The 23,823-nt window shown below is 64.5% G+C and carries 27 protein-coding genes; 7 read left to right on the forward strand and 20 right to left on the reverse strand.

The window, feature by feature from the left end; all coding sequences use genetic code 11:
* Positions 1–103 precede the first annotated feature (103 nt).
* Complete coding sequence (gene pabB / locus NDO55_RS11320) at positions 104–1,876, forward strand: aminodeoxychorismate synthase component I (RefSeq protein WP_252115279.1); 1,773 nt, start codon at positions 104–106, stop codon at positions 1,874–1,876.
* On the opposite strand, the gene pdeM is transcribed toward pabB, so the two are convergent.
* Genes pdeM through NDO55_RS11340 form a run of 4 tightly spaced genes read right to left on the reverse strand, consistent with a single transcriptional unit; the run spans position 1,873 to position 5,622 of the window.
* Complete coding sequence (gene pdeM, locus NDO55_RS11325; RefSeq protein WP_252115281.1) at positions 1,873–2,535, reverse strand: ligase-associated DNA damage response endonuclease PdeM; 663 nt, start codon at positions 2,533–2,535, stop codon at positions 1,873–1,875. The two genes, pabB and pdeM, sit on opposite strands and share 4 nt — an antisense overlap.
* Positions 2,536–2,561: 26 nt before the next feature.
* Entirely contained in the window at positions 2,562–3,017 is a 456-nt protein-coding gene (locus tag NDO55_RS11330) for a hypothetical protein (RefSeq protein WP_252115283.1), read from the reverse strand.
* An 11-nt stretch (positions 3,018–3,028) separates the two neighbouring features.
* Positions 3,029–5,443: a ligase-associated DNA damage response DEXH box helicase gene (locus NDO55_RS11335; RefSeq protein WP_252115608.1), complete on the reverse strand. Its 2,415-nt coding sequence runs from the start codon at positions 5,441–5,443 to the stop codon at positions 3,029–3,031.
* Positions 5,440–5,622 carry a hypothetical protein gene (locus NDO55_RS11340; protein ID WP_252115285.1) on the reverse strand — a complete coding sequence of 61 codons (183 nt, stop codon included), beginning with the start codon at positions 5,620–5,622 and terminating at the stop codon, positions 5,440–5,442. The genes NDO55_RS11335 and NDO55_RS11340 overlap by 4 nt, the downstream gene beginning before the upstream one ends.
* Before the next feature lie 64 nt (positions 5,623–5,686).
* Here NDO55_RS11340 and NDO55_RS11345 point away from each other — a divergent pair, with 64 nt between their 5' ends.
* On the forward strand, positions 5,687–6,688 hold the full coding sequence (locus NDO55_RS11345; protein ID WP_252115287.1) for a ligase-associated DNA damage response exonuclease: 1,002 nt from the start codon (positions 5,687–5,689) through the stop codon (positions 6,686–6,688).
* On the opposite strand, the gene pgmG is transcribed toward NDO55_RS11345, so the two are convergent.
* Positions 6,685–8,052 carry a phosphoglucomutase/phosphomannomutase PgmG gene (gene pgmG, locus NDO55_RS11350; protein WP_252115289.1) on the reverse strand — a complete coding sequence of 456 codons (1,368 nt, stop codon included), beginning with the start codon at positions 8,050–8,052 and terminating at the stop codon, positions 6,685–6,687. The genes NDO55_RS11345 and pgmG overlap by 4 nt on opposite strands.
* Before the next feature lie 4 nt (positions 8,053–8,056).
* Positions 8,057–8,863 (reverse strand): division plane positioning ATPase MipZ, encoded by an 807-nt coding sequence (locus NDO55_RS11355; RefSeq protein ID WP_252115291.1) that lies wholly within the window; start codon positions 8,861–8,863, stop codon positions 8,057–8,059.
* A gap of 59 nt (positions 8,864–8,922) precedes the next feature.
* On the opposite strand from NDO55_RS11355, the gene panC reads away from it, so the two are divergent.
* On the forward strand, positions 8,923–9,756 hold the full coding sequence (gene panC / locus NDO55_RS11360) for a pantoate--beta-alanine ligase (RefSeq protein WP_252115293.1): 834 nt from the start codon (positions 8,923–8,925) through the stop codon (positions 9,754–9,756).
* Between the two features lie 118 nt (positions 9,757–9,874).
* Positions 9,875–10,192, forward strand: coding sequence for a hypothetical protein (locus NDO55_RS11365; protein ID WP_252115295.1), 318 nt, complete (start codon positions 9,875–9,877; stop codon positions 10,190–10,192).
* A gap of 72 nt (positions 10,193–10,264) precedes the next feature.
* Here the strand turns inward: NDO55_RS11365 and pal are convergent, their stop codons facing one another.
* The 10 genes from pal to ruvA form a co-directional block, all read right to left on the reverse strand.
* The gene (pal, locus tag NDO55_RS11370) at positions 10,265–10,777 is read right to left on the reverse strand and encodes a peptidoglycan-associated lipoprotein Pal (RefSeq protein WP_252115297.1); all 513 of its coding nucleotides are present in this window, start codon (positions 10,775–10,777) and stop codon (positions 10,265–10,267) included.
* Between the two features lie 18 nt (positions 10,778–10,795).
* Positions 10,796–12,142, reverse strand: coding sequence for a Tol-Pal system beta propeller repeat protein TolB (gene tolB, locus NDO55_RS11375; RefSeq protein ID WP_425276892.1), 1,347 nt, complete (start codon positions 12,140–12,142; stop codon positions 10,796–10,798).
* Entirely contained in the window at positions 12,139–12,903 is a 765-nt protein-coding gene (locus tag NDO55_RS11380) for a hypothetical protein (RefSeq protein ID WP_252115301.1), read from the reverse strand. Before NDO55_RS11380 ends, tolB begins: the two co-directional genes overlap by 4 nt.
* Complete coding sequence (gene tolR / locus NDO55_RS11385) at positions 12,900–13,355, reverse strand: protein TolR (protein WP_252115303.1); 456 nt, start codon at positions 13,353–13,355, stop codon at positions 12,900–12,902. The genes NDO55_RS11380 and tolR overlap by 4 nt, the downstream gene beginning before the upstream one ends.
* Positions 13,355–14,011 carry a protein TolQ gene (tolQ, locus tag NDO55_RS11390; protein WP_252115610.1) on the reverse strand — a complete coding sequence of 219 codons (657 nt, stop codon included), beginning with the start codon at positions 14,009–14,011 and terminating at the stop codon, positions 13,355–13,357. The genes tolR and tolQ overlap by 1 nt, the downstream gene beginning before the upstream one ends.
* A 34-nt stretch (positions 14,012–14,045) precedes the next feature.
* Positions 14,046–14,492, reverse strand: coding sequence for a tol-pal system-associated acyl-CoA thioesterase (gene ybgC / locus NDO55_RS11395; RefSeq protein WP_252115305.1), 447 nt, complete (start codon positions 14,490–14,492; stop codon positions 14,046–14,048).
* A gap of 70 nt (positions 14,493–14,562) precedes the next feature.
* On the reverse strand, positions 14,563–15,690 hold the full coding sequence (locus tag NDO55_RS11400) for a DUF3089 domain-containing protein (protein ID WP_252115307.1): 1,128 nt from the start codon (positions 15,688–15,690) through the stop codon (positions 14,563–14,565).
* On the reverse strand, positions 15,690–16,721 hold the full coding sequence (gene ruvB, locus NDO55_RS11405; RefSeq protein WP_252115309.1) for a Holliday junction branch migration DNA helicase RuvB: 1,032 nt from the start codon (positions 16,719–16,721) through the stop codon (positions 15,690–15,692). The genes NDO55_RS11400 and ruvB overlap by 1 nt, the downstream gene beginning before the upstream one ends.
* A 317-nt stretch (positions 16,722–17,038) precedes the next feature.
* Complete coding sequence (locus NDO55_RS11410; protein ID WP_252115311.1) at positions 17,039–17,947, reverse strand: M23 family metallopeptidase; 909 nt, start codon at positions 17,945–17,947, stop codon at positions 17,039–17,041.
* Positions 17,944–18,543 (reverse strand): Holliday junction branch migration protein RuvA, encoded by a 600-nt coding sequence (ruvA, locus tag NDO55_RS11415; protein ID WP_252115313.1) that lies wholly within the window; start codon positions 18,541–18,543, stop codon positions 17,944–17,946. Before ruvA ends, NDO55_RS11410 begins: the two co-directional genes overlap by 4 nt.
* 104 nt (positions 18,544–18,647) lie before the next feature.
* On the opposite strand from ruvA, the gene NDO55_RS11420 reads away from it, so the two are divergent.
* A complete protein-coding gene (locus NDO55_RS11420) occupies positions 18,648–19,619 on the forward strand; it encodes a YncE family protein (protein ID WP_252115315.1) in 972 nt (323 codons plus the stop codon).
* Here the strand turns inward: NDO55_RS11420 and ruvC are convergent.
* Positions 19,616–20,101 carry a crossover junction endodeoxyribonuclease RuvC gene (gene ruvC / locus NDO55_RS11425; RefSeq protein WP_252115316.1) on the reverse strand — a complete coding sequence of 162 codons (486 nt, stop codon included), beginning with the start codon at positions 20,099–20,101 and terminating at the stop codon, positions 19,616–19,618. The genes NDO55_RS11420 and ruvC overlap by 4 nt on opposite strands.
* Positions 20,101–20,853, reverse strand: a complete 753-nt coding sequence (locus NDO55_RS11430) for a YebC/PmpR family DNA-binding transcriptional regulator (RefSeq protein ID WP_252115317.1) — start codon at positions 20,851–20,853, stop codon at positions 20,101–20,103. The genes ruvC and NDO55_RS11430 overlap by 1 nt, the downstream gene beginning before the upstream one ends.
* A gap of 61 nt (positions 20,854–20,914) precedes the next feature.
* On the opposite strand from NDO55_RS11430, the gene NDO55_RS11435 reads away from it, so the two are divergent.
* Positions 20,915–21,607 carry a CPBP family glutamic-type intramembrane protease gene (locus NDO55_RS11435; RefSeq protein WP_252115318.1) on the forward strand — a complete coding sequence of 231 codons (693 nt, stop codon included), beginning with the start codon at positions 20,915–20,917 and terminating at the stop codon, positions 21,605–21,607.
* Here NDO55_RS11435 and NDO55_RS11440 read toward each other — a convergent pair.
* Both NDO55_RS11440 and NDO55_RS11445 read right to left on the reverse strand, forming a co-directional pair.
* Positions 21,604–21,924, reverse strand: coding sequence for a heavy metal-binding domain-containing protein (locus NDO55_RS11440; RefSeq protein WP_252115319.1), 321 nt, complete (start codon positions 21,922–21,924; stop codon positions 21,604–21,606). The two genes, NDO55_RS11435 and NDO55_RS11440, sit on opposite strands and share 4 nt — an antisense overlap.
* Before the next feature lie 31 nt (positions 21,925–21,955).
* Positions 21,956–22,198: a DUF2312 domain-containing protein gene (locus tag NDO55_RS11445; RefSeq protein ID WP_252115320.1), complete on the reverse strand. Its 243-nt coding sequence runs from the start codon at positions 22,196–22,198 to the stop codon at positions 21,956–21,958.
* Positions 22,199–22,341: 143 nt separating this feature from the next.
* Between NDO55_RS11445 and pyk the strand changes: the two genes are divergently transcribed.
* On the forward strand, positions 22,342–23,811 hold the full coding sequence (gene pyk, locus NDO55_RS11450) for a pyruvate kinase (protein WP_252115612.1): 1,470 nt from the start codon (positions 22,342–22,344) through the stop codon (positions 23,809–23,811).
* The last annotated feature ends 12 nt before the right edge of the window (positions 23,812–23,823 follow it).

Genomic DNA, 23,823 nt, shown 5'->3' on the forward strand with positions numbered 1-23,823 from the left:
ATTGTCGAAACGATCGCGGGAGAGCAAACCAGAGCCGGGGCGAGGGGGCAAGGCGAAGCGACCGCCCTTCGTCGAAAGCTTGTGACCTTGCTCGCGGACCGCCATGAGGGCGGATATGTGGATGCTGTTCGACGATGCCCGTCCGGTGCCGGAGCGCGCGTGCCTGCGCTTTGCCGAGCCGTCGGACGTCATCATCGCACGCGAGCATGACGAGGTAAGGCGTGCACTCGACCGGCTGCGCGAGGCATTGCGCGCCGGGCATCATGTCGCGGGGTACATGGCCTATGAGGCGGGCTTCGCGCTCGATCCCGCTCTCGCCGGGATGCACCGCAGCGATGGGCAGCCGCTCTTGCTGTTCGGCCTGTTCGATGCGCCCGAGCGGCTGTCGCAGCGCGAGCGGGCGGACTTGCTGGCCGGGGCCGGGCGGGCTTCGCTAAATCCCTTCACGCCGCGTATCTCGAAGCAGGATTACGAGGCGGCGGCGACGACGGTGCGTGAGGCGCTCTTTGCCGGCGATTATTACCAGGCCAACCTGACCTTCGGTTGCAATTTGCTGGCGGGCGGGGAGCCGCTGGCGCTCTATGCCAAGCTTGCAGCTTCCGGCGGTGGCGGCTGGGGCGGCGTGCTGGTGCATGACGATGGCGCACTGGTTTCCCTGTCGCCTGAACTCTTCTTCACGCTGAAAGACGGGACGCTATCGGCGCGGCCGATGAAGGGCACCGCGCCGCGCCGCGCCGATCCCGAAGCGGACGAGGCCGAACGCGTCGCGTTGATGAGCGATGAAAAGCAGCGCGCCGAAAACCTCATGATTGTTGATCTGTTGCGAAACGATCTGGCGCGTGTGGCGGAGACGGGAAGCGTCACCGTGCCCGATCTCTTCACCGTCGAGATCTATCCAACCGTCCACCAGATGGTGAGCCGGATCGAAGCGCGGATCGGCGAGGGGCTGGATGCCGTCGACGCGCTGGAGAAGCTGTTTCCCTGCGGGTCGGTGACCGGCGCGCCGAAGATTGCGGCGATGCGGGCCTTGGTCGATCTCGAACCCGAGCCGCGCGGCGCCTATACCGGGTCCATGGGCTGGATTGCCCCGGGCGTTAACGGCGCAGCGGGGGACGCGGCATTTAACGTCTTAATCCGGACAATCCAGATTGATGCCGCGCGGGCACAGGCGCGGATCGGATTGGGATCGGGGCTTGTCGTGGACTCAAAGCCCGCGCAGGAGTGGGCCGAATGTTTGCTTAAGGGGGCGTTCGTCAATCGCGTGACGCAGAAATACGACCTTATCGAAACGATGCGCTACGATCCCGTCGAAGGGATCCATGCGCTCGAGGATCATCTCTTGAGGATGAAGGTGTCGGCGGGCGAACTGGGCTTCGCCTATGACCGCCATGATGCCCGAAACGAGCTGCAGGCGGCGACGTTCGGACAGAAGGAAGCCTCGATGGTGCGGCTGCTGACCGGACCGGGCGGCGCGATGGCGATCGAGGTCAAGCCGATGCCGCCCGCGCCGAGCGAACCGGTCGATGTGCTGGTCAAACCGCTGCCGGTCGATCCGCGCGACTTCCGGCTTCGCCACAAGACGTCGGACCGCGATTTCTACGATGACGCGCGCGAGCCCGATCGGGCCTTCGAGACGATTTTCGAGCGCGAGGACGGGCTGCTGACCGAGGGCAGTTTCACCAGCATTTTCGCCGAAAAGCATGGCCAGCTCACGACGCCGCCTCTGTCGCTGGGGCTCATCCCCGGCATCCTGCGCGGCCAGCTCCTGTCCGAAGGCCGCGCGGTCGAGGGCGTGCTGACGCGCAGCGACCTGGAAGACGGTTTCTGGATCGGCAATTCGGCGCGCGGGCTGATTGCGGCGCGGCTGGCCGACTAGGCGGCGAGCGGGAAGCGCAGCAGCCGGTCGCTGATCGGCACCCACGCCTCGGCAGGCGCGCCGACGGCTTTCAGGATTTCGGGATGGTTGGCGTCGAGCCCGCCGGTGAAGGCGCCATAGGCCGGCAGGATGAGCTTGCGGCTGGTCGCGACGAAACAGCGGCGCGAGACGCGGCGACCGCGCCCCTTGATCCGCAGCTTGGGATGATAGTGGCCAGACAGTTCGGGGCGGGTCTCGTCATGCTCGGCCTCGTGGCGGAGCAGCAGGCCGCCGACCTCGATCTCTTCGACCACCCGGCCGCCGCAATGGTCGATCATGCCGGCATCGTGGTTGCCGGTGATCCACACCCAGTCGAGCGAGGCGGTAAGGGACGTGAGCTTGTCGCGTGCGGCCTGGGGTAAGCGGTCGCAGCCGAAGCGGTCGTGAAAGCTGTCGCCCAGGCAATAGACGGTGTCGGCGCCGCAAGTCGCGACATCGTCGGCGACCCAATCGATCGTCTGTTCGCTGTCATAAGGGGGCAGCATCTGGCCGAAGCGCGCGAACCAGCTGCCCTTTTCAAGGTGCAGGTCGGCGAGCAACAGTGCGCGCTCATCGGGCCAGAACAGCCCGCCCGAAGGCAGCACCGAAAAGTTTCGGTCAGAGAACGAAAGGGGAACCATATCCCCTCTTAATCAGGCCGTCCGATTCACGCCAAGTGATTTGTGACATGCTCGCGCAAGGAGCGCGCGTCGTGCAGCGCATTGTGCGGCACCGCGCTGTTCGCAGCGGTCGAGAAACCGCTGAGATTGAGCATTTGCAGGCTGAAGGCGGGCATGGTCACCATGTGGCCCGGACCGACTACGGTGAGCATCGAGAAATGGGCGAGGTCTTCGGGCCAGTCGGCGCAAATGACGGGCTCGGGGTCATGCGCGAGATAATGGGCCAGCGCGCGCGCGGCATCCTCGCGCGACATGGGGTCTTCCTTGAGCGCCTCGGGCACCATGAAGAGATAGGGCAGGACATTTTTCTGCACCCACTCGTTCTCCGCGTGCGGCGGATCGAGGACGACGTAGAATTCCTCGCCCTCATCCTCCGGCACGAGCGCGAGGCTCAACAGGCGCCCGCCAAAGCCGTCATATTCGGTGTCGCAAAAGTAGCGCATGGCGGGTGGTTCTAATCCAAGCTCATCGCGGCGTCGATCAATGCTTCCTCGGCCGCGACCAGCACGGCTTCGTCGGCAGCCGCGCCCGGCGCCTGTTCACGGCCGATCACGACCATCAGCGGGACGGCCATCGGGGTGACGCGGCTCGCCTCGACATGGACCATCGTGTCGGCGGCGCGGTCGACGAGCCGGACGAGGCGGCCAAGCTCGGTCATGCGCGCTCGGGCATCGTCCCAGGCGGCCTTCAGGAGCAGGTGATCGGGCTCGTAACGCTTGAGGACGTCATAGATGAGGTCGGTGGAGAAGCTGACCTGCCGCCCGGTCTTGCGCTGGCCCGGCTGCTGGCGGTCGACCAGCCCGCCGATCACCGCGACTTCGCGAAACGCGCGTTTCAATAAGTGGGACTCCTCGACCCAGGTGACGAATTCTTCCTCGAGGATGTCGGGGGAGAAGAGCGCCTGCGGATCGGTCACCGGCTCGATCGAGGAAATGGCCAGCGCATAATCGTTGGCGACCCAATTGAGCGGTTTGAGGCCGGCCTGCTCCATGCGTTTGGTAACGAGCATGCCGAGCGACTGGTGCGCATTCCAGCCGTCGAACGAGTAGGCGACCATGAAGTGGCGGCCCTCGTGCGGAAAGGTTTCGACGAGGAGTTCGTGCGGTTCCGGCAGGCGCGAGCGCTGCGACTGGACGTCGAGCCATTCGCGCACGTCATCGGGAAAGCGCGACCATTGCGAGCGGTCGGCGAGGAAATTGCGCACGCGCTGGGCAAGGTGCGTCGACATGCTCATCCGCTGCCCGCCATAGCTGACGATCTGGCCGTTCTTCTTGGAGGCGCGGACGATGATGTCGGCATCCTTGAAGCCTTCAACCTCGAGGCTGATGCCCGAGAAATAGAAGGCATCGCCAATGGTAAGGGTTGAGCCGAACCCTTCCTCGACCTTGCCGATCTTGCGGCCGTTGCGGAAGCGGACGTCCATCATGACATTGTCGACGATGACGCCGGCATTGAGGCGGTGCTGCTTGGCGACGGCGGGCCGGGCAATGCGCCACTTGCCGGGGCTGTCCTCGACCAGGCGCTTATATTTGTCATAGGCCTTCAAGGCGTAGCCGCCGGTCGAATTGAGGTGGAGGATGCGCTCCCACATCTCGTCGGTAAGGCCTGAATAAGGCGCGGCGGAGCGGACTTCGTCGAGCAGGGCCTCGCTTTCGAACGGCCCTGCGCAGGCAATTCCCATGACATGCTGGGCCAGCACGTCGAGCGCGCCGGGGCGGAAATCTTCGGGGTCCAACTCGCCATCGGCAATCGCATCGAGACAGGCGCGCGCTTCGAGATATTCGAAGCGGTTGCCGGGAACGATCATGCCTTTGGATGGCTCGTTCAGCCGGTGGTTGGCGCGGCCGACGCGCTGGAGCAGGCGGGAGGACCCTTTGGGGGCCCCCATCTGCGCGACCAGGTCAACATTGCCCCAGTCCAATCCCATGTCGAGCGAGGCGGTGGCGACCAGTCCGCGTAGGCGCCCGTCGGCCATGGCCAGCTCGACCTTGCGCCGCGCTTCGCGACTGAGGCTGCCATGATGGACGCCGATGGGCAGTTGCTTGTCGTTGGCGCTCCACAGGTCCTGGAAAATGAGCTCGCACAAGGAGCGCGTGTTGCAGAAGATGATGCTCGCCTCATGCTCTTCGATAAGATCGAGCACTTGCCCTGCGGCATAGCGACCCGAATGGCCCGACCAGGGCACGCGCTCTTCGGGGATGAGGATGGAGAGGTCGGCAGGTGCGCCGGGTTCGCCTTTGACCAAACTTACCGCATCGATATCGCCATAAGGTGCGAGCCAGGCGCGATAGGCATCGGGGTCGCTGATGGTGGCGGAAAGCCCGACGCGGCGCAGGCCGGGCGAGATGCGCTGCAACCGCGCCATTGCGAGATTGAGAAGGTCGCCGCGCTTCTCCTTGGCGAAGGCGTGAACCTCGTCAATGATGATCGTCTTGATGTTTGCGAACAGGTCGATGCTGTCGGGATAGGAAAGCAGGAGCGACAGGCTCTCGGGCGTCGTCAGCAGCATTTGCGGCGGCTTGGTGCGCTGCCGCATCTTGCGATTGTAGGGTGTGTCGCCCGAGCGCGTCTCGACGCGGATCTCGAGCCCCATTTCCTCGATCGGGGTCAGCAAGTTGCGCTGGACGTCGACCGCCAGCGCTTTCAGCGGCGAGATGTAGAGCGTGTGGAGACCTTCCGAGGGATTGTCGATCAGGTCGGCAATGCTGGGCAGGAAGCCGGCGAGCGTCTTGCCCGCGCCGGTCGCGGCGACGAGCAATGCATGCTCGCCAGCCTCTGCAGCCTCGAGCATGCCGAGCTGGTGGGTGCGCAGCTGCCAGCCGCGCCCACTCAGCCAATCATCGATGATGCCGGGGAGGCGTGGGCTCAGATCTCGCCCTCGCGCTTTTCGGCCGCTTCATGCTCGGCCTCGTAAAGATCGTGCGTCGCCTTTTCGGTGCGTTCGATCGGCACGTCGCTATCCTTGTTCGACTTGATCACGAAAATGTAGACGAGCAGCAGCGCCAAAGCACCACCGCCGACGACGAAGAGCCAGATATTCTGGGTCATGAAAACCTCTTTCCAATCCACCGCGCGCAGGGAACCTGCACGCCCTTTCATTGACTATAACGGCATGACACCCCGTTTGGGTTCCTGGATCGTGCCGCACCCGGAAGGGATTTACGTGAAGCCGGCAGATGCGTGGGTCGATCCCTCGCAGGAAAAGCCGCGCGCCTTGGTGACACACGGCCATGCCGATCATGCGCGCAGCGGGCATGGCAAGGTGTGGGCGACACCCGAAACGCTGGCGATCATGGGGATCCGCTACGGGACGCAGCCGGACAATCCCGTCCAATATGGCGAGACGGTGCGGCTGGGCGAGGTTGATGTGAGCTTCGTGCCCGCAGGCCATGTGCTGGGCTCGGCACAGATCCTCTTGGAATATCGCGGCGAGCGGGTCGTCGTTTCGGGCGATTACAAGCGCCGCCCCGACCCCACGTGCGAGCCCTTTGCGGTGACGCCCTGCGACATCTTCATTACCGAGGCGACGTTCGCACTGCCGGTCTTTCGCCATCCCGATACGGGCGCAGAGGTCGAGAAATTGCTGACCCGCCTCGACAGCGAACCCGACCGCAGCGTGCTGGTCGGCGCCTATGCGCTGGGCAAGGCGCAGCGCGTGGTGAAGGAGCTACGCGAGCGCGGGCATGACGCGCCCATTTACTATCACGGCGCGATGGAGCGGCTGTGCAATCTCTACGAGGAGCTGGGTGTCGGCCTTGGCGAGCTGCGTCCGGTTGCCGAGGCGACCAAGGCGGACATGGCCGGGCATATCGTCATCTGCCCGCCGGGCGCGCTCAATGATCGCTGGTCGCGGCGCCTGCCCGATCCGATCACCGCCATGGCGAGCGGCTGGATGCGCGTGCGGGCGCGGGCGCGGCAACGCAATGTGGAACTGCCGCTGATCATTTCCGATCATGCCGACTGGGACGAGCTGACGCAGACCATCCGCGAGGTGGCGCCCAAGGAAGTGTGGATCACGCATGGGCGCGAGGATGCGCTGAAGCATTGGTGCCTGACGCACCAGATCAAGGCGCGCGAGCTGAACCTTGTCGGGCGCGAAGAGGAGGATGACTAGCTGCGGCTGATGCCGAGTTTTCCGAGTTCGGCGTCGATCTGGGCGACGAGGCGGTCGAGGCCTTCCTCATCGCTTGCCTCAGCGCGGGCGGCGAGGACGTCCTGCGTGTTCGAGGCGCGGAGCAGCCACCAGCCATCCTCGGTCGTGACGCGCGCGCCGTCCGTATCGTTGATGTCAGCACCGGCCGCGCGGAGATTGTCAAGCAACTGGTCGATCACCGCGAACTTGTCCTTGCCGTCGACGGGGAAGCGCATTTCGGGCGTCGCGACGGTTTCGGGGAAATTGTCGTAGAGGCTGGAGAGGCTCATCCCGGCTTGGCCGACCGCCTCGATCAGGCGCACGGCGGCATAGAGCGCATCGTCGAAACCGTACCAGCGATGCTTGAAGAAGATATGCCCGCTCATCTCGCCCGCGAGCGGCGCGCCGGTTTCCTTCATCTTGGCCTTGATGAGGCTGTGCCCGGTTTTCCACATGACGGGGTCGCCACCCATGCTCTCGATCCGGTCGAACAAGGCCTTGGACGCCTTCACGTCGGCGATAATCGTCGCGCCTGGATTTTCCGCCAGCACGGGGCGGGCAAGCAACATGAGGATCTGGTCGCCCCAGATGACGCGGCCCTTGCCATCGACCGCACCGATCCGGTCGCCGTCACCGTCGAAGGCGATCCCGAAGTCGAGCCCCTTTTCGGCGACGAGCGCTTTCAGGTCGTCGAGATTCTTTTCGACCGTCGGGTCGGGGTGGTGGTTGGGAAAGCTGCCGTCCACCTCGGTGTAGAGGGTGTGATGTTCGCCGGGCAGTGCCTTGACGAGCATCTCGAGCGCCGGACCAGCAGCGCCATTGCCGGCGTCCCAGCCGATGCGGAATTCACCGCCGCGAAAATCCTTGGTGAGACGCTTCACATAGGCCTTGAGCACGTCCTTCGACTTGAGGCTGCCCGCGCCTTCGCTCCATTCGCCCGAGGCCGCGATGCGGCCCAGTTCCTGGATCGCCTCGCCATGCACGCTGCCGTCGCCCAAGAGCATCTTGAAGCCGTTATAGTCGCCCGGATTGTGGCTGCCCGTCACTTGGATGCCGCCATCCACGTCGAGTTCGGCGGCCGCGTAATAGAGCATGGGCGAGGGGCCCATGCCGACATTGACGACGTCCATCCCGCAGACGCGCAGGCCATCGATCAGCGCGTCCTGCAGGCGCTGCGAATGATCGCGCCCGTCGCGGCCGACCGCGATCTTCGACAGGCCACGATCGCTCGCCATGGTGGCGAAGGCGCGGCCGAGCGCGCGCGCATCCGCCTCGTGGAGAGTGTCGTCGACGACGCCGCGAATATCGTACTGGCGCAGGATCGAGGGGTCGAAGACGTGGGACATGGTTTTAGCTCGCTTCTCGTGTTTCGTTAGGCGTGCGTTGTTCGGCCCTGGGATCGGGCAGGCCGAGGCTGGAGACCATCTCGCGCAATTCCTGCCGCGCCGCGACATGGCCGATGCCGATATCGGGGAGATGCTTGAAGTCGAGCAGGGTCAGGCCCTTTGGGAAAAGTTCGCGGAAGATGACGCGCTCGGCAAGGCCCGGAATGACGCGGAAGCCGACGCGTTTGGAGAGCTGGCCCAAGGCGAGGCCCATCCGCTCTTTATTGTGGCTCTCGACATGCTGGAGACGATTGCGCAGCACGACCCAGTCGACGCTGCGCCCAAGCTCGCGCGCGCGGGTCTGGCGCGATTGCCAGATGAGGTCGGCATAGAAGGAGGGGCGGGTGACTTCGTAAGTGTCCGGATCGACTTCGCCGATCAGGTCGAGGTCGATGAAGCTGTCATTGATCGGGGTCACCAGTGTGTCGGCGAAGAGGATGGCAGTGCGCGCCATCGGATCGTCGCGTCCGGGCGTGTCGACGACAACGAAATCGCTGTTGGCTGCGAGGCGGGACAGCGCGGCATCGAAGGCCTCGTCGGTGCGCTCGGTCAGCACTTCGTGGCGGATCATCGGGATATCCGCGCCGATCCGCTCGGCCGTCTTGGCGCGATTTTCGAGGTAGCGCGTCATCGTACGCTGCCGCTCGTCAAGGTCGAGCGCGCCGACGCGCACCCCCGTCGCGGCCAGCGCGATGGCGGTATGGACGGCAGTGGTGGATTTCCCCGTTCCGCCCTTTTCATTGGCGAAGATGATGAAATGCGGCTGGCCCATGCGGCCCCGGCCCCCTACTAATTGCTCTCCCCAACAGCCTTATCGGAGGGTCAGAAGCGGTGCAAATCATTAGCGGCATGGACGGGCTCGCCGAGGCGATGGAAAAGCTGCGCGCTGCCGGCCGGATAGGGATGGTCCCGACCATGGGCGCGCTGCACGAGGGACATCTCACGCTGGTACGCGAAGCGGCCAGCCGCGCCGACAAGGTTGTCGCCTCCATCTTCGTCAATCCGCTCCAGTTCAACGACAAGGCCGATCTGGACCGCTATCCGCGCGATCATGAGGGCGATGCGAAGAAGCTGGAAAGCGCAGGCTGCGACCTGGTGTGGATGCCGACCCCCGCCGATCTCTATCCCGACGGCTTTGCGACCACGGTCAGCGTCGCGGGCATTACCGAACGTTGGGAGGGCGCGCATCGTCCCGGCCATTTCGACGGCGTGGCGACGATCGTCACCAAGCTCTTCACGAACATCCGACCTGACGTGGCGATCTTCGGCGAGAAGGATTTCCAGCAGCTGGCGCTCATTCGCCGGCTGACCCGCGACCTCGATCTGGGTGTCGAAATCGTCGGCTTTCCCACGGTTCGCGCCGAGGATGGTCTGGCGCTCTCGTCGCGCAATGCCTTGCTGAGCGCCGACCAACGGGCGCGGGCGACGGCGCTGCCGCAGGCGCTGGAGGAAGCACGCAACATGATTCGTGACGGCGAGGGGATTGGCGCAGCGCTCGAAACGGCCGAAAAATCGCTCGCCGATGCGGGTTTCGGGGAGGTCGAATACTTGGCCTATGTCGATGCCGACAGCCTCGAACCGCTCGAAAACAGGGCCGAGAATGCGCGCCTGATTGTCGCCGCTTTCCTCGGAAAAGTGCGATTAATCGACAATATCGAGGGCTGATCGGTCCGATTTCGCGAAACATGGTTTTCGCGCGTTAACCATTTCTCAAACCCGACTCGCGATCACTGGCTTCATCGACGGGCGAACAGCCCGCAACATGGAACAGGGGTAAGTGATCATGGCCATCAGCCAGAAGAGTGCCGAATTCCTGATGCAGAGCCGCATCGACGATGCGATGGCGGGCGATATCGACGCATTGTTCGATCTTGGCGTCGCCTATTCGACCGGCCGCGGCGGCTGCGCCGTCGACCTTGTCGAAGCCCATAAGTGGTTCAACCTTGGCGCCCTTAACGGCGACATGCGTTCGCAGCAGTGCCGCGCGGAAATCTCGGTCGAAATGACGGCCCGCGAAATCGCCGAAGCGCAAAAATCGGCGCGTGCCTTCCTCGCCATGGGCGGTGCAGGCGCAAGCCAGGCCCAGCCCTACGCGGCCTGAAACGAACAGGGGCCGACCGCACCTCCGATTGGCGCGGCCGACCCCTCAATTCCTCTTTGGTGGTGACGGTCCCTAGCGGACGACCACCGTCACAGCGCGGCGGTTCTGGGCCCAGGCCTGTTCATTCGAACCAAGCGCCACCGGACGCTCCTTGCCCCAGCTGATGACCGTCAGGCGATTGCCCGGGACGCCCATCGATTCCAGATAATCGCGCGCCGCATTGGCACGGCGTTCACCCAGAGCAAGGTTATATTCGCGCGTGCCGCGTTCGTCGGCATGGCCTTCGATCGAGGCATTGACGCCAGGATTGGCGACCAGCCAGCGGGCCTGCGCTTCGAGCGTACGGCGGGCATCGGCCTCGAGATTGTAGAGGTCGGTGCCGAAATAGATGGTGTCGCTGCCGGCAGCGGCGATGAGCTCGGCCTGCGCACCCGGCAGGGTGACCAGATCGACATCTTCATCGGCAACCACGTCCGACGGGGTGGTGTCCTCGACGACGACCGGCGCGGTTTCGACGGCATCATCCTTGGACGAACAGGCGGCAAGCACGAGCGTGGCCGCCGAAATCAAAAGAACCTTTTTCATGTGCAAAACTCCCTTTTGCTAATTCTGTAACGGAGACCAGCTGGGATCGGATCCACCCAGCGGGGTCGGCATCAAACGGGCTTCGCCGCCGTTTACGGGAACGGCATAGAGGCTGGCGTCCCCCGAACCCTGGCGGGTGCGGTGGAACATGACGAACTGGCCATTGGGGGCCCAGCTCGGGCCCTCATCCTGCCAGGACGATGTGAGGAGGCGTTCGCCCCCGCCCGCAGGGCTCATGACGCCGATGCGGAATTGGCCACCACCGATCTTGGTGAAGGCAATGAGGTTGCCGAGCGGGCTCCACGACGGATCGGCATATTGGCCGCCGCCAAAGCTGATGCGGCGCTGGTTGGTGCCGTCTGCATTCATGACATAGAGCTGCTGCGAGCCCGAGCGATCGCTTTCGAACACGATCGAGCGGCCGTCGGGCGAGAAGCTCGGCGAGGTGTCGACACCCGGCATGGTGGTGAGGCGACGCGGCGAACCGCTGCCGTCGGCGCGGGTGACATAGATGTCGGTATTGCCGCCCTCGGCCATCGAGAAGACGATGTTGCGCCCGTCGGGCGAGAAGCTCGCCGAGAAGGTGAAGGCGGTGCCGGGGACCAGCAGGCGGGTATTGCCGGTGGCGAGGTCGAGCACATAGACGCGCGGACGGCGGCCCTTGTAGCTCAAATAGGTGAGGCGCGAGCCGTCGGGGCTGAAGCGCGGCTTGATCACCGTTTCCTGGCCCTCGGTGAGGTAGCGATGGTTGCGACCGTCGCTGTCCATCAGCGCGATGCGCTTGACGCGGGCATCCTTGGGGCCGGTTTCGGCGACGTAGACGATACGCGTGTCGAGGAAGGCGCCTTCGCCGGTGAGGCGGGCATAGACCATGTCGGCGCATTTGTGCGCGCCGCGACGCCAGTCGGCGGGAATGACCGAAAAGCCCTGGCGCGCCAGTTCGCGGCCGGTGACCGTGTCGAACAGGTAGCAGGCGACCGTGAGGCGGCCGTTTGCCGCAAATTCGGTATAGCCGGCCACCAGCGCGGTCGCGCCGGCATTCTGCCATTCGTTGAAGTCGGGATTGACAACTTCGCCATCGCGCAACGGGCGGATGCCGACCGGGCCGATCGGCGTGATCGCGCCGGTCGAGCGAAGGTCCGAGGCGATGACCGAGCTGATGTTGCGGGCCAACGCGTCGATTTCGCCGGCGGGCGTCATGCGTGGACCGCGCGCGACCATCTGCGGCACGGCGACGGGCTGCGCCGCCTGCTGGCCGCCGATGACGTCGACCTCGATGGGCCCGCTATCCTGCGCCAGCGCCGGGAACGGGAGCAGCAGGGCGAAGAGGGCGATCAATCTGACAAACATAGGTTTTGTCCTCATGGCAGGCGGAAGCTGGCGCGAATCTCTGACCAGCCACCGCTTGGGGTGGAATAAAGTTCCGGTGGCAGCCCGTCATAGGGTGCGCAGCCCTGATAGGCGGCGACGGCAAGGTCGCGCACGCGCTGCTCATAACGGGCATTGTCGGGCGTGACGCCTTCGGTGCGCACCACGCGCGGCGTGCGCGACAGGCGGCCATCGCGCGTCAGGTTCAATTGCATGACGACGCGGATGCGATTGGCGCCGGGGCCGGGGTCGATCTGGCGGTTGGCGCACGGTTGGACCTGGCGCTGGATCACGGCGGCGACGGATGCCTGCGCATTGGCATCGAAGGTCGGCGCGGCGGCCTGGCCGGTCTCGGCTTGGCCGGTGCGGCTATTGCCGTCTCGAACGCCGTCGAGAATCCCTTCCAAGCGCTCGCCGCGCGGGCGCGGGCGAGGTCGGGTGGGCGTTTGCGGCGGGGTGGGCGTTTCGCTCGCCGTCCGCGGCGGCGGCGGAGGCGTGTCGACCGGTTCGACCTCGTCGGGCGGAGGCGGCACGGCATCGTCGGGAAGATCGTCCAGCGCGGCCTGCGCGGCGGCGGCGCTCACCTGGTCGGGCGCGCGGCTGTCGAGGCCGACTTCATCGACGAATTCGACGAAGATGGCAGGCGCTTCGGGCGCGCGATTGGGCTTGGCGAGGCTGAGCGACAGTGCAGCGACCAAGGCGACGTGCAGCGCGAAGGCTGCGCCGTTGCCGGTCCATTCTGCCGCGTCCAGCTTCATTGGCCGTCCTGACCGACCGAAACGAGGGCGACGCGGTTGAGGCCTGCCGCATTGAGTTCGCCCATCACCCGCATGACCTGCCCGTAATCGAGCGTACGGTCGGCGCGCAGGTAGACGCGGCGGCCCTCGGGCGGGGCGGGTTCGGCAGCGATGGTGGCGAGCGCTTCAGGGAGATCGCCTTCGCCGAGCGGCGTGTCGTTGATCGAGATGGTGCCGTCGGCGGCCATGGAGAGCTGCACCGGCTCGTTATTCTGGTCGAGCGTTTCGGCGCGGCTTTCCGGCAGGTCGACGGCGACGCCGGCAACCAGCAGGGGCGCGGTGACCATGAAGATGATCAGGAGCACCAGCATCACGTCGACGAAGGGCGTGACGTTGATCTCGCTCATCGGGCGGCGCTTGCCGCCGCGGCGGCCGCGCCTACCGCGCGAAGAGGCGACGGTGCCCATGCCCATCAGGCGCGCTCCAGCTTGCGGGACAGCGCTCCCTGCAGGCGATCGGAAAAGCGGGTGAGTTCGGCCTCATACTGGTCGAGGCGGTGGGTCAGGCGGTTATAGGCGATCACCGCGGGAATAGCGGCGAACAGGCCGATGGCGGTGGCGAACAATGCCTCGGCAATGCCCGGCGCGACGACGGCGAGCGAGGTGTTGTTGGCGCCGGCAATGGCGGTGAAGCTGCGCATGATGCCCCAGACCGTGCCGAACAGGCCGACGAACGGGGCCACCGAGCCCACCGTGGCGAGGATGTTGAGGCGATCCGACATCTTTTCGCTCTCGTCAGCGATGGCATCGTCGGCAGCGATCGCGATGCGGTCGCGCGCGGCGGCGGCATCGGCGACGCCGTTGCGGGTCGAGCGATGATATTCATCGACGCTGGCGCGCAGCACGCTGGCGGTCGAGCTCTTGTCGCCGGCATGATCCTTGAGGAAAGCATCGACATCCTTGGTTTGCCAGAAGGCCTTTGCCGTCTTCCGGGCAGCGGCGCGGCGGCGCGACAGGCGGGCCGAATGGGTGAAGATGATGCCCCAGGTCCAGATGCTGGCGAGCAGCAATCCGATCATCACCGCCTTCACCACCAGGTCGGCCTGGAGGAAAAGGGTCAGCGGGCTCATGAGATTTTCGGAAGCGGCGATGCCAGCAATCACATCAATGTCCTTCGTCGACGACGGCGTTGAATTTATCGATCCAGTCGCGCGGCTGCCGTCGCGGCCGCCCGTCCGGTGTCAGGAGCGCAGCGGTCACTTCGGCCGATGCCAGCAATTCATCGCCGCGCCTGACTGATTGATGAATGAAACAACTGGCAGCGCGCACCTGTTTCACGCGACTTTCGACAATGAGCGCATCGTCGAGTTTGGCGGGGCGTTTCCAGTGAATGTCCATATGGGTGACGGCATAGGCGCCGAGGCCCTCATCCTGCGCCGCGCGCTGGTCGATGCCGACGGCGCGGAGCATGTCCGAGCGGGCGCGTTCGAAATAGCGCAGATAATTGGCGTGATAGACGATCCCCGACAAATCGGTGTCCTCGAAATAGACGCGCACGGGAAAGGAGTGGAGGCTGCCGTCGAAGCGGCCCTCTGGCGGGGTCAAGGTCATTACGGGCGTGAATAGCGCGGGAAATGCCCCTGCGCCAGCAGGGTTAACATGGGGGTCGCCAAAGCGACTCCTATTCGCGACCGACGGTGTCCGACATCGCCGCGACAAGGTTGATCAGGTCTTCCTGCGCAAAGGCGATGTCGTTGAGATGCTTGCCCCAGCCGGGTAGGAAGAAGCCGCCCATGCCGACTTCGCCGCCGATACGGCGCGAGCGCGTGTCGTCGGTGCCGCGTGGAATGCGGATGGCGAGATAGCCGGCGGGGCCGTCTTCGACGCATTGCGCCTCGACGAAATCGTCGGCCACCGCATAGGCGGTCGGCGGCGGACCGTCGGTGGTCCAGGTAATCGGACCGCCCTTCACCGGATAGGTCGATTTGACGAAATAGTAGCCGTCCAGCTTGGTCCAGCCGCCATTGGCGTCGGCGGCAGGCACGGTGCAGATGGGCCGCATGCCCGGCACCGGGCTGTAGCCGAACAACGCGCCGCGGGACGGGGGCTCGTTGGCGCCGAAACTCGACCAGCTCATGACGCATTGCGTCTGCAGCGCATCGCGGCAGGCCGGCGTCTCGGCAAAGCTGCCGCCGACATCCTCGCCCTCGGGCACGAGGATGTTCCAGCCGGGCAGGATGGCGCGGAGCATGAGGTCGTGCGCGTCGCTGCCCTCGATTTCCTCGCGCACCAGCTGTTCGAGCATGATCGAACCCTGGCTGTGGCCGATAAGGACGAAGGGTCGGCCGTCATTATGGTCGCGCAGGTAGGTGCGGAAGGCATCGCGCACGTCGCTATAGGCGATTTCGCCATAGCGGGTCATGTCGGCGCCGGTGGCCGCAAGCGCGATCGAGGCCATGGTCATCTGGCGATAGACGGGCGCGAAGGGACGGCAGACGCTGGAGAAACGGGCGAACTGCATCTGCGTGATACGCAGTTCCTCGTTGCTGCCGACCTGCATGTCGCTGTTCATGCCGCTATCGCCGCTGATCGTCGGATAGACGTAGAAGCAGTCGACGCTGGCCTCTTCGTAAGGTGCGCTGATGGCGGCGCGGCCCCAGCCTTGCGGCGTCAGCTCGCTGCCAATGGGAATATCCGAACAGATATCATCGCCGCCGGGCAGGCAGATCCAGTTTTGGGAAAGCGTGTAATCGGGCGCGTCGAGCGCGGGCTGCGCGGCGGCCAGCGAGGCCAGAGCGAGAAGCGACATTACTTTTCCTCGAATAATCCGTTTTGCGTGTCGGAGGGCGGCGTCAGGCCCAAATGGGTCCAGCCGCGTCCGTTCAACTGCCGCCCTCTTGCGGTACGCGCGATGAGGCCAAGCTGAATGAGATAGGGCTCGATCACATCCTCGATCGTGTCGCGCGGTTCGCTAAGGCCTGCGGCGAGCGTTTCCACGCCCACCGGGCCGCCGCCATACAGATCGGCGATCATGGTGAGGTAGCGGCGGTCCATCGCGTCGAGTCCGAGTGCATCGATCTCGAGCCGGGTAAGCGCGCGGTCGGCAGTGGCCGCGTCGATGCTGGCGGCATCCTCGGCCTGCGCAAAGTCGCGGACGCGGCGGAGCAGGCGGCCCGCAACACGCGGCGTGCCACGCGAGCGCTTGGCGATTTCGTGCGCGCCATCCTTAGCGAGCGGCGCGTCGAGCAGGCCCGCGGCGCGGGTGACGACCAGTTCCAATTCCTCCACCTCGTAGAAATTGAGGCGAACCGGAATGCCAAAGCGGTCGCGCAAAGGCGTGGCGAGCAGGCCCTGCCGCGTGGTTGCGCCGACCAAAGTGAAGGGCGGCAGGTCGATGCGGACCGAACGTGCGGACGGGCCTTCGCCCACCATGATGTCCAGCGCGCGATCTTCCATCGCGGGATAGAGGATTTCCTCGACCGCCGGATTGAGACGGTGGATCTCGTCGATGAAGAGGACGTCGCCTTCCTCGAGATTGGTGAGCAAGGCGGCCAGATCGCCCGACTTGGCGATGACTGGGCCGGACGTGGCGCGGAAACCGACGCCGAGTTCGCGCGCGATGATTCCGGCCAATGTCGTCTTGCCCAGCCCCGGCGGGCCGAAGAAGAGCACATGGTCGAGCGCATCCCCGCGCTTCTTCGCCGCATCGATGAAGATGCGGAGGTTCTCGCGCGCGCCCTTCTGCCCGACAAATTCGTCGAGCGATTTGGGACGCAGCGCTGCGTCGGCATCTTCGGTGCGCCGCTCGGGCGTGGTCAGGCGATCGGGGTCAGTGGCCATAATTCGAACCGATTTCCGCTCCGATGCATTGCTCGGATTGCCCACTCCACGAGCCACCTCGATCCAAGCAGCGATCTTTCTTCATAAATTCTGAATGCATCACAAACCAGTAACCCAACAGCCCCAAAAGTAAGAATGCAAAAAGCAGCATAGCAAGGACACGCCTCACTTCGCCGCCTTCTTCAATGCCACGCGGACCAGCGCATCGAGCCCCGCATCCTCACTGCTGCGCTCGGGCGTGGTCAGGCGGTCGGGGTCAGTGGCCATGGCGACAACCTAACGCGGCTTTCCCGCCACTGCGAGCGCGAAGTTGCCCGCTATTCCGACGGCAATGGCCGATAGGTGATGAAGTCGCCGGCCTCGAGGATTTCATCGCCATGATTGGCGAAGGTCAGCGGCAGGCTCGGGCAGGCTTGCGGTTCGCCGCAATGCTGGAGCTGGACGTGGAGGTGGGGCCCATAGCTGTCGCCGCTATTGCCGAGTTCGCCGACCTTATGGCCCTGCACGACCGTATCGCCGACCGCGACGACGACCGATCCGAACTTGAGGTGCATGAGCGAGGTGAACTCGCCGTTGCCATGGTCGATGATGACATTGTTGCCGTGATAGGCCTGGCTGCCATCGGGAAAGGTGAAGGTGGCGCTGTCATAACCGCCCACCTGGTCGGGGACGCGATCCTCGATGAAGACGACCTTGCCGTCGGCAGGCGCGATCACGTCCATCCCGAAGCCGGCGAGGTTCTCGTTCCGATATTCGGGGTCGGTCATGGGCCCATACGTGTCGGACAGGCCGAGAAAGTCATAGGCGAAGCGCGAGCGGATCCAGCCATGGCCGTTATTGTTGAAGACGCCGTTCGAAATGATCGCATTGCCGGCGAGCGGCAGGATGTAGCTGCCCTGCTGTTCGAAGGCGATCGGCTCATAGCGCACGCCGATGTCGCCGACACTGATCGTGAAGGACCTGACCTCCAGCGATTTGGGATAATGGGCGACGTAGGTGAAGCGCCCGTCCACGTTGCTGTCGAGCATCGATATGTCCGGCCATTCCTGGACGACTTTGGCGCCATTGGCGCCTTCGGCGATGATCTGGACCGGACCGCCGAGCTCGGCCGAATATTGGTGATCGACGACCCAGCTTTCATAGTCGCCGGGGCCCGGCATATCGATGCGATAAACGGGCTGGTCGCTGACGGCGATGGAGCCGGCGAGGGCTAGGATGGAGATCATTTGGCGGCCTTTTTGAGCGCGACGCGCACGAGCGCGTCGAGTGACGCCCCGGACCCCAATTCCTCCTGCGCCGCGGCAACGGCCTTGCTGGCTTCGGCGGGTTTGAACCCCAGGTTGGCGAGCGCCGAAAGCGCATCTTTGGCGACGCTGCCCGCCGGAGCTACGTTGGGCCCGGCTGCAGGGATGCCTTCGAAGTCGCCAAACTTGCCAGCAAGCTCGTTGCAGATGCGCTGCGCGAGCTTGGGACCGACGCCGTTGGCTCTGGCGATCATCGCCTTGTCACCGCTGGCGATCGCCGCGCCCAGTTCCTCGGGGCCGAGGACCGACATGATGGCCAGCGCGACGCGGCCGCCGACGCCCTGCACGCCGGTCAGCGCGGTGAAGCCGGCTTTCTCGGCTGCGCTCATGAAGCCGTAGAGCGTCATCGAATCCTCACGCACCTGCATCTCGGTCATCAGCATGACGTGGCTGCCCACGGTTCCGATGGCATCCAAGGTGCGCGCCGAGACGTGGATGAGATAGCCGACGCCCGAAACGTCGAGGACGATGGTGTCGGAACCGATTTCGGCAAGCTTGCCGGTGAGCCGTGCGATCATGCGACTTTTGTGGCGGGCATCGGGCCGTCTGTCGAGGGGGTGGTGACGCGGCAGGGGCATAGGGTGTAGCGGAGCGGCGACTATTCAACTTGGAGACCTTGATCATGCGTACCCTGTTTCTCGCCCCGCTCATCATGCTGAGCGCGTGCAGCACGACCGCCGAGCCGCTGCGCTACGGCACCAGCGCCGACATGCTGGTGGTCGGCAACAAGAGCGAGGACACGGTGAGCTTTATCGATCTCGATACGGGCGCCGAGCTTGCGCGGCTGGCGACGGGCAGCAACCCCCATGAAATCGCCGTTTCGCCGGATGGGGAGACGGTCGCGGTTGTTCATTATGGCGGCAAGTCGGTCGAATTGTTCGATGCCGAGGATCCGGCCTCGATCCGCACCATCGATCTTGGCGACAATGAAGGGCCACATGGCATCGTCTGGGCCTCCAACGACCGGCTCATCATCACGACCGAGCGAAGCCAGAGCCTGACCATCGTCGACCTCGAGGATGACAGCGTGCGGGCCATCCCGACCGGCCAGCAGGTCAGCCACATGGTGGCGCTGACCCCCGATGAGGAGACAGCCTTCGTCGCCAATATGGGGTCGGGCACGGTGAGCGTGATCGACCTCAAGACTGGCAGCAAGGTGCGCGATATCGCGGCGGGCGATACGCCCGAGGGCATCGCCGTATCGCCGACCGGGAAGGCGCTATGGGTGGCCGACCGCGACAATGCGACGTTGATCCAGTTCGAAATCCCGACCTATCGCGAAATCCGCCGCTACGAGACGGGCAACTTCCCGATCCGCGTCGCGGTCAGTCCCGACGGCAAGCGGGTGGTGACCTCCAACTATGCCGATGGGAGCCTCACCGTCATCGACACCGACAAGGCGCCGCAGACCATCGCCGTGTCGGGCACGCAGGAAGCCGGGCAGGTCACGATCCTGTTCGCCGAAGACGGCCGGCACCTATTCGTCGCCGAAACCGGCCGCGCGCAGGTGGCGCTGGTCGATCTCGATACGGGCGAGGTCGTGACGCGCTTCGATGCGGGTGCGGGGTCGGACGGGCTCGCGCTGGCCGACTAGAGCCCGCGCGCCCGGCTCGCGGCATGGTGGGCGTGGGTAATGGCGACGGCGAGGGCGTCGGCGGCATCGCTGCCGGCAATCTTGATGCCGGGCATCAGCACCTTGACCATGTCGTGAACCTGGCGCTTTTCGGCATTGCCGACGCCGACAACCGACTTCTTGACCAGCCGCGCGGCATATTCGCCAACCTCGATACCGCCCTGCGCGCAAACCGCCAGCAGCGCCCCGCGCGCCTGCGCGAGCTTGAGCGTCGATTGCGGGTTCTTGTTGACGAAAATCTCCTCCACCGCCGCGCAGTCGGGATCATGATCCTTGATCAGCGCGTCAATCTGCAGCGCAAGGTGCGAAAGGCGCTGCGGCAGGGCCTCCTTCGCATCGGTTTTCACCTGCCCGTTGGCAAGGTGGCGCAGGCGATTGCCGTCGGCCTCGACCAGGCCCCAGCCAGTGGTGCCGAGGCCCGGGTCGAGTCCGAGGATTTTCATTATTCGGCCTGGCCGAGCCGCTCCAGTTCGGCGTCCGAGAAGGTGTAGTTGCCCCACACCGTCTGGACGTCGTCATCATCCTCGAGCAGTTCGATCAGCTTGACCAGCTGGTCGGCATCCTTGCCCTCGACTTCGGTTTCCATGTGCGGGCGCCAGGCGAGCTTCGCCGTTTCGGGTTCGCCAAGCACCTTTTCGAGCGCCGAGGAGACTTCGTGGAGCTGGTCGGCCTCGGTCCAGATGGTGTGCGTTTCCTCGTCCGACTGGATGTCGTCCGCGCCCGCTTCCATCGCAGCTTCGAGAACCTTTTCCTCGCTCAGGCCCTCGGCCTTGTATTCGATCAGGCCGAGACGGTCGAAGCTGTGCGCGACCGCGCCGGTCGAACCAAGGTTGCCGCCATTTTTGGACAGGATGGTGCGCACGCTCGTGGCGGTGCGGTTGCGATTGTCGCTGAGCGTCTCGATGATCAGCGCGATGCCGTTCGGGCCATAGCCTTCGTAGCGGATTTCTTCATAATCATCGCCTTCGGACGCCGAGGCCTTGTCGATCGCCTTCTTGATATTGTCCTTGGGCATCGACTGCTTGAGCGCGGTGTTGACCGCGAGGCGGAGGCGCGGGTTCATGTCCGGGTCGGGTAGACCCATCTTGGCCGCGACGGTGATTTCGCGGCTCAGCTTGGAAAAGAGCGCCGAGCGCTTCTTGTCCTGCGCGCCCTTGCGATGCTTGATATTGGCGAATTTACTATGGCCTGCCATGGGTCCTGCTCGGTTAGTGAAGTTATGGGCCGGTCTATAGCGCCCGCTGGAGATTTGTTAAGTGACGCTTGTTGATCGGGCCGTTGGCGACCTCATCGCTTTCCTGCGCCGTCCGCGACCTTTCGAGGAAAAACGTACCCATTGGGGCGAAGTGGCGATCCTGTTCGCGATCGGCTTCACGCTCATCGTCACCGTGGCCACATTGGTTGGCAGGTTCGAGGCGTCCATGGGCGTCGAGCGCTACGACCTCATCGGCGAGGACGAGCCGTTGTGGCAGCAATATCTGATCGTCGGCCTGCTCTTCCCGCTCGGCGAGGAGTGGGTCTTTCGCTATTGGCTCGACCGGCGCCCGCGCGGTCTCATTCTGATCGTCGCCATCCTGGCCGGTCTGGCGGCGGCGATGATCGTTTCGGCATGTTCAGCGGCGGGCGCGGTCGTGGCGGGTCCGCTCACCTTCGTCCCGGTCTTCGCCGCCGTTCTGATAATCGGCTTGGCGAATGCGGATAAGCTGTCACCATTTATCTTCGGTCGGTTTTTCCCGATTCTATTCTGGCTGACGGCAATCGGATTCGCCGCACTCCACATGACCAATTTCTCGGCTGGCGGTGCTTTGACCGCCTTGTTCGTGGGGCCGCAGCTGATTGCGGGCATCCTTTTTGGCTATGTCAGGTTGCGATACGGCTTTGCCGAAGCGGTGGCGGTGCATGCCGCCAACAATTCGTTGGCAGTCAGCCTGATCGCGCTGGGGATCTAGGCCAGCTTCACCGCCGTGCCGCTGCAGGTGACCATCAGCATCGAGCCATTCTGGCCAATCACCTCATAGTCGAGGTCGATGCCGATGACCGCGTCGGCGCCCAGTTCGGCGGCTTCGCCTTGCAATTCGGCGAGCGCCTGGCGGCGCGCCTCATCGAGGCTTTTCTCATAGGCGCCCGAGCGGCCGCCGACGATATCGCGGACGGCCGCAAACAGGTCCTTGAAGATATCCGCGCCGATGATGACCTCCCCGTGCACGATCCCGAGATAGGCCGAAATAGTGCGGCCTTCGACATTGGGCGTGGTGGTCTGGATCATCGGCGTGGCTCCCCGTTCTTGGTTGGTCCTATTAGCTAAGACCCACGGCGGCGCGATAGGTTTCCAGCAGCGCGTCCTGTTCCTGCAATTCGTGGCGTTCCATTTTGCGAAGGGCGACGATCTTGCGCATGATCTTGGTGTCGTAACCATTGGCCTTGGCCTCGGCATAGACGTCCTTCACATCGTCGGCGATCGCCTTCTTTTCCTCTTCGAGGCGCTCGATGCGCTCGATGAGCAGTTTCAATTGGTCGGCTGCGATGGCGCCGTCGGCCATAAGACTTCTCCAGGTCACTGTTGGTGTGGGTGTTGAGTGAAAAACTCGCGTCGGCTCTCCTAGACCGGAAGGCAGGAGGGCTCAAGGCAGTTGCACTGTCATTTCAGGACGCTATGCCGTGCCCGATGAGCAAGAAGACGAAGATGAGCGACAAGCTGAAGCCCCGCGGCCGTAAGGTCAAAATCCTCGCAACGTTGGGGCCGGCTTCCGATACACCGGAAATGATCGAAGCGCTGATGCGCGCCGGTGCCGACGCCTTCCGAATCAATATGAGCCATGGCGAGCAGGCCGATAAGGCCAAGCTGGTCGAGCATATTCGCGGCCTTGAGGAAAAGCTCGGTCGCCCGACGACGATCCTGTTCGACCTCCAGGGGCCCAAGCTGAGGGTTGGCGCTTTCGAGGGCGGCAAGGCCGATCTTGAAAAAGGCGGCACGTTCATCCTCGACCGCGACAAGGCAAAGGGCGATGAGACCCGCGTCTGCCTGCCGCATCCCGAACTGTTCGAAGCGGTCGAGGTCGGCTCGCTGCTGCTCGTCGATGATGGCAAGATGCGCCTCAAGGTCACCGAGGTGTCGGACGACAAGATCGTCACCGAGGTCAGGGTTTCGGGCACCATTCGCGACCGCAAGGGCGTCAACGTGCCCGACGTGCTGATCCCGATCCCCGCGCTCACCAAGAAAGATCGCAGCGATCTCCAGTTCGCTCTCAGCCAGGGCGCCGACTGGATCGCACTGTCGTTCGTGCAGCGTCCCGAGGATGTCAGGGAAGCGCGCGAACTGGTCGGCAAGCAGGCCGCGATCCTCGCCAAGATCGAAAAGCCGCAGGCGGTCGATGGCCTCGATGAAATCCTAAAAGAGGCTGACGCGGTCATGGTCGCGCGCGGCGACTTGGGCGTCGAACTGCCGCCCGAAATGGTCCCGCCGGTACAGAACAAGATCGTCGCCACCGCGCGCCTCCACGGCAAGCCGGTGGTCGTCGCGACGCAGATGCTGGAAAGCATGATCACCTCGCCGACGCCGACGCGCGCCGAAGTGAACGATGTCGCCGATGCCATCTATGACGGCGCCGATGCCGTGATGCTGTCGGCCGAAAGCGCGGCGGGCGATTATCCGATCGAAGCGGTCAAGATGATGCACCGCATCGGCAAGGCGGTCGAAGGCGACGAACGCTATTTCGACCGAGTCCACTTCACCGAAACCCCGCCCGATCCGACGACCGCCGATGCGCTGGCCGAAAGCGCCCGCGGGATCGCGCGGACCGTCGATGCCAAGGCGATGGTCTGCTATACCTCGTCGGGCTCGACCGCGCGCCGCATCGCGCGCGAACGGCCGAGCGTGCCGACCCTCGTCATGACCGCTTCGCAGCAGGTCGCGCGCCGCCTCGGCATCCTGTGGGGCGTCTATGCCGTGCGCACCCGCGACGTCGACAGTTTCGAGGAAATGGTCGGCAAGGCCAAGCGCATGGCGCTGCGTCACTCCATCGCCAAGGGCGGCGAGCGGATCGTGCTGATGGCCGGCGTGCCGTTCGGCGTGTCGGGATCGACCAACGTGATCCACGTCGTGAAGCTGCAGGGCAACGAGCTGGAAACCCACCAGCGGCATTTCGAGCTTTAGGGTTCCCCCAAT

The sequence above is a fragment of the Sphingomicrobium sediminis genome, assembly GCF_023805295.1.
Lineage (GTDB): Bacteria > Pseudomonadota > Alphaproteobacteria > Sphingomonadales > Sphingomonadaceae > Sphingomicrobium > Sphingomicrobium sediminis.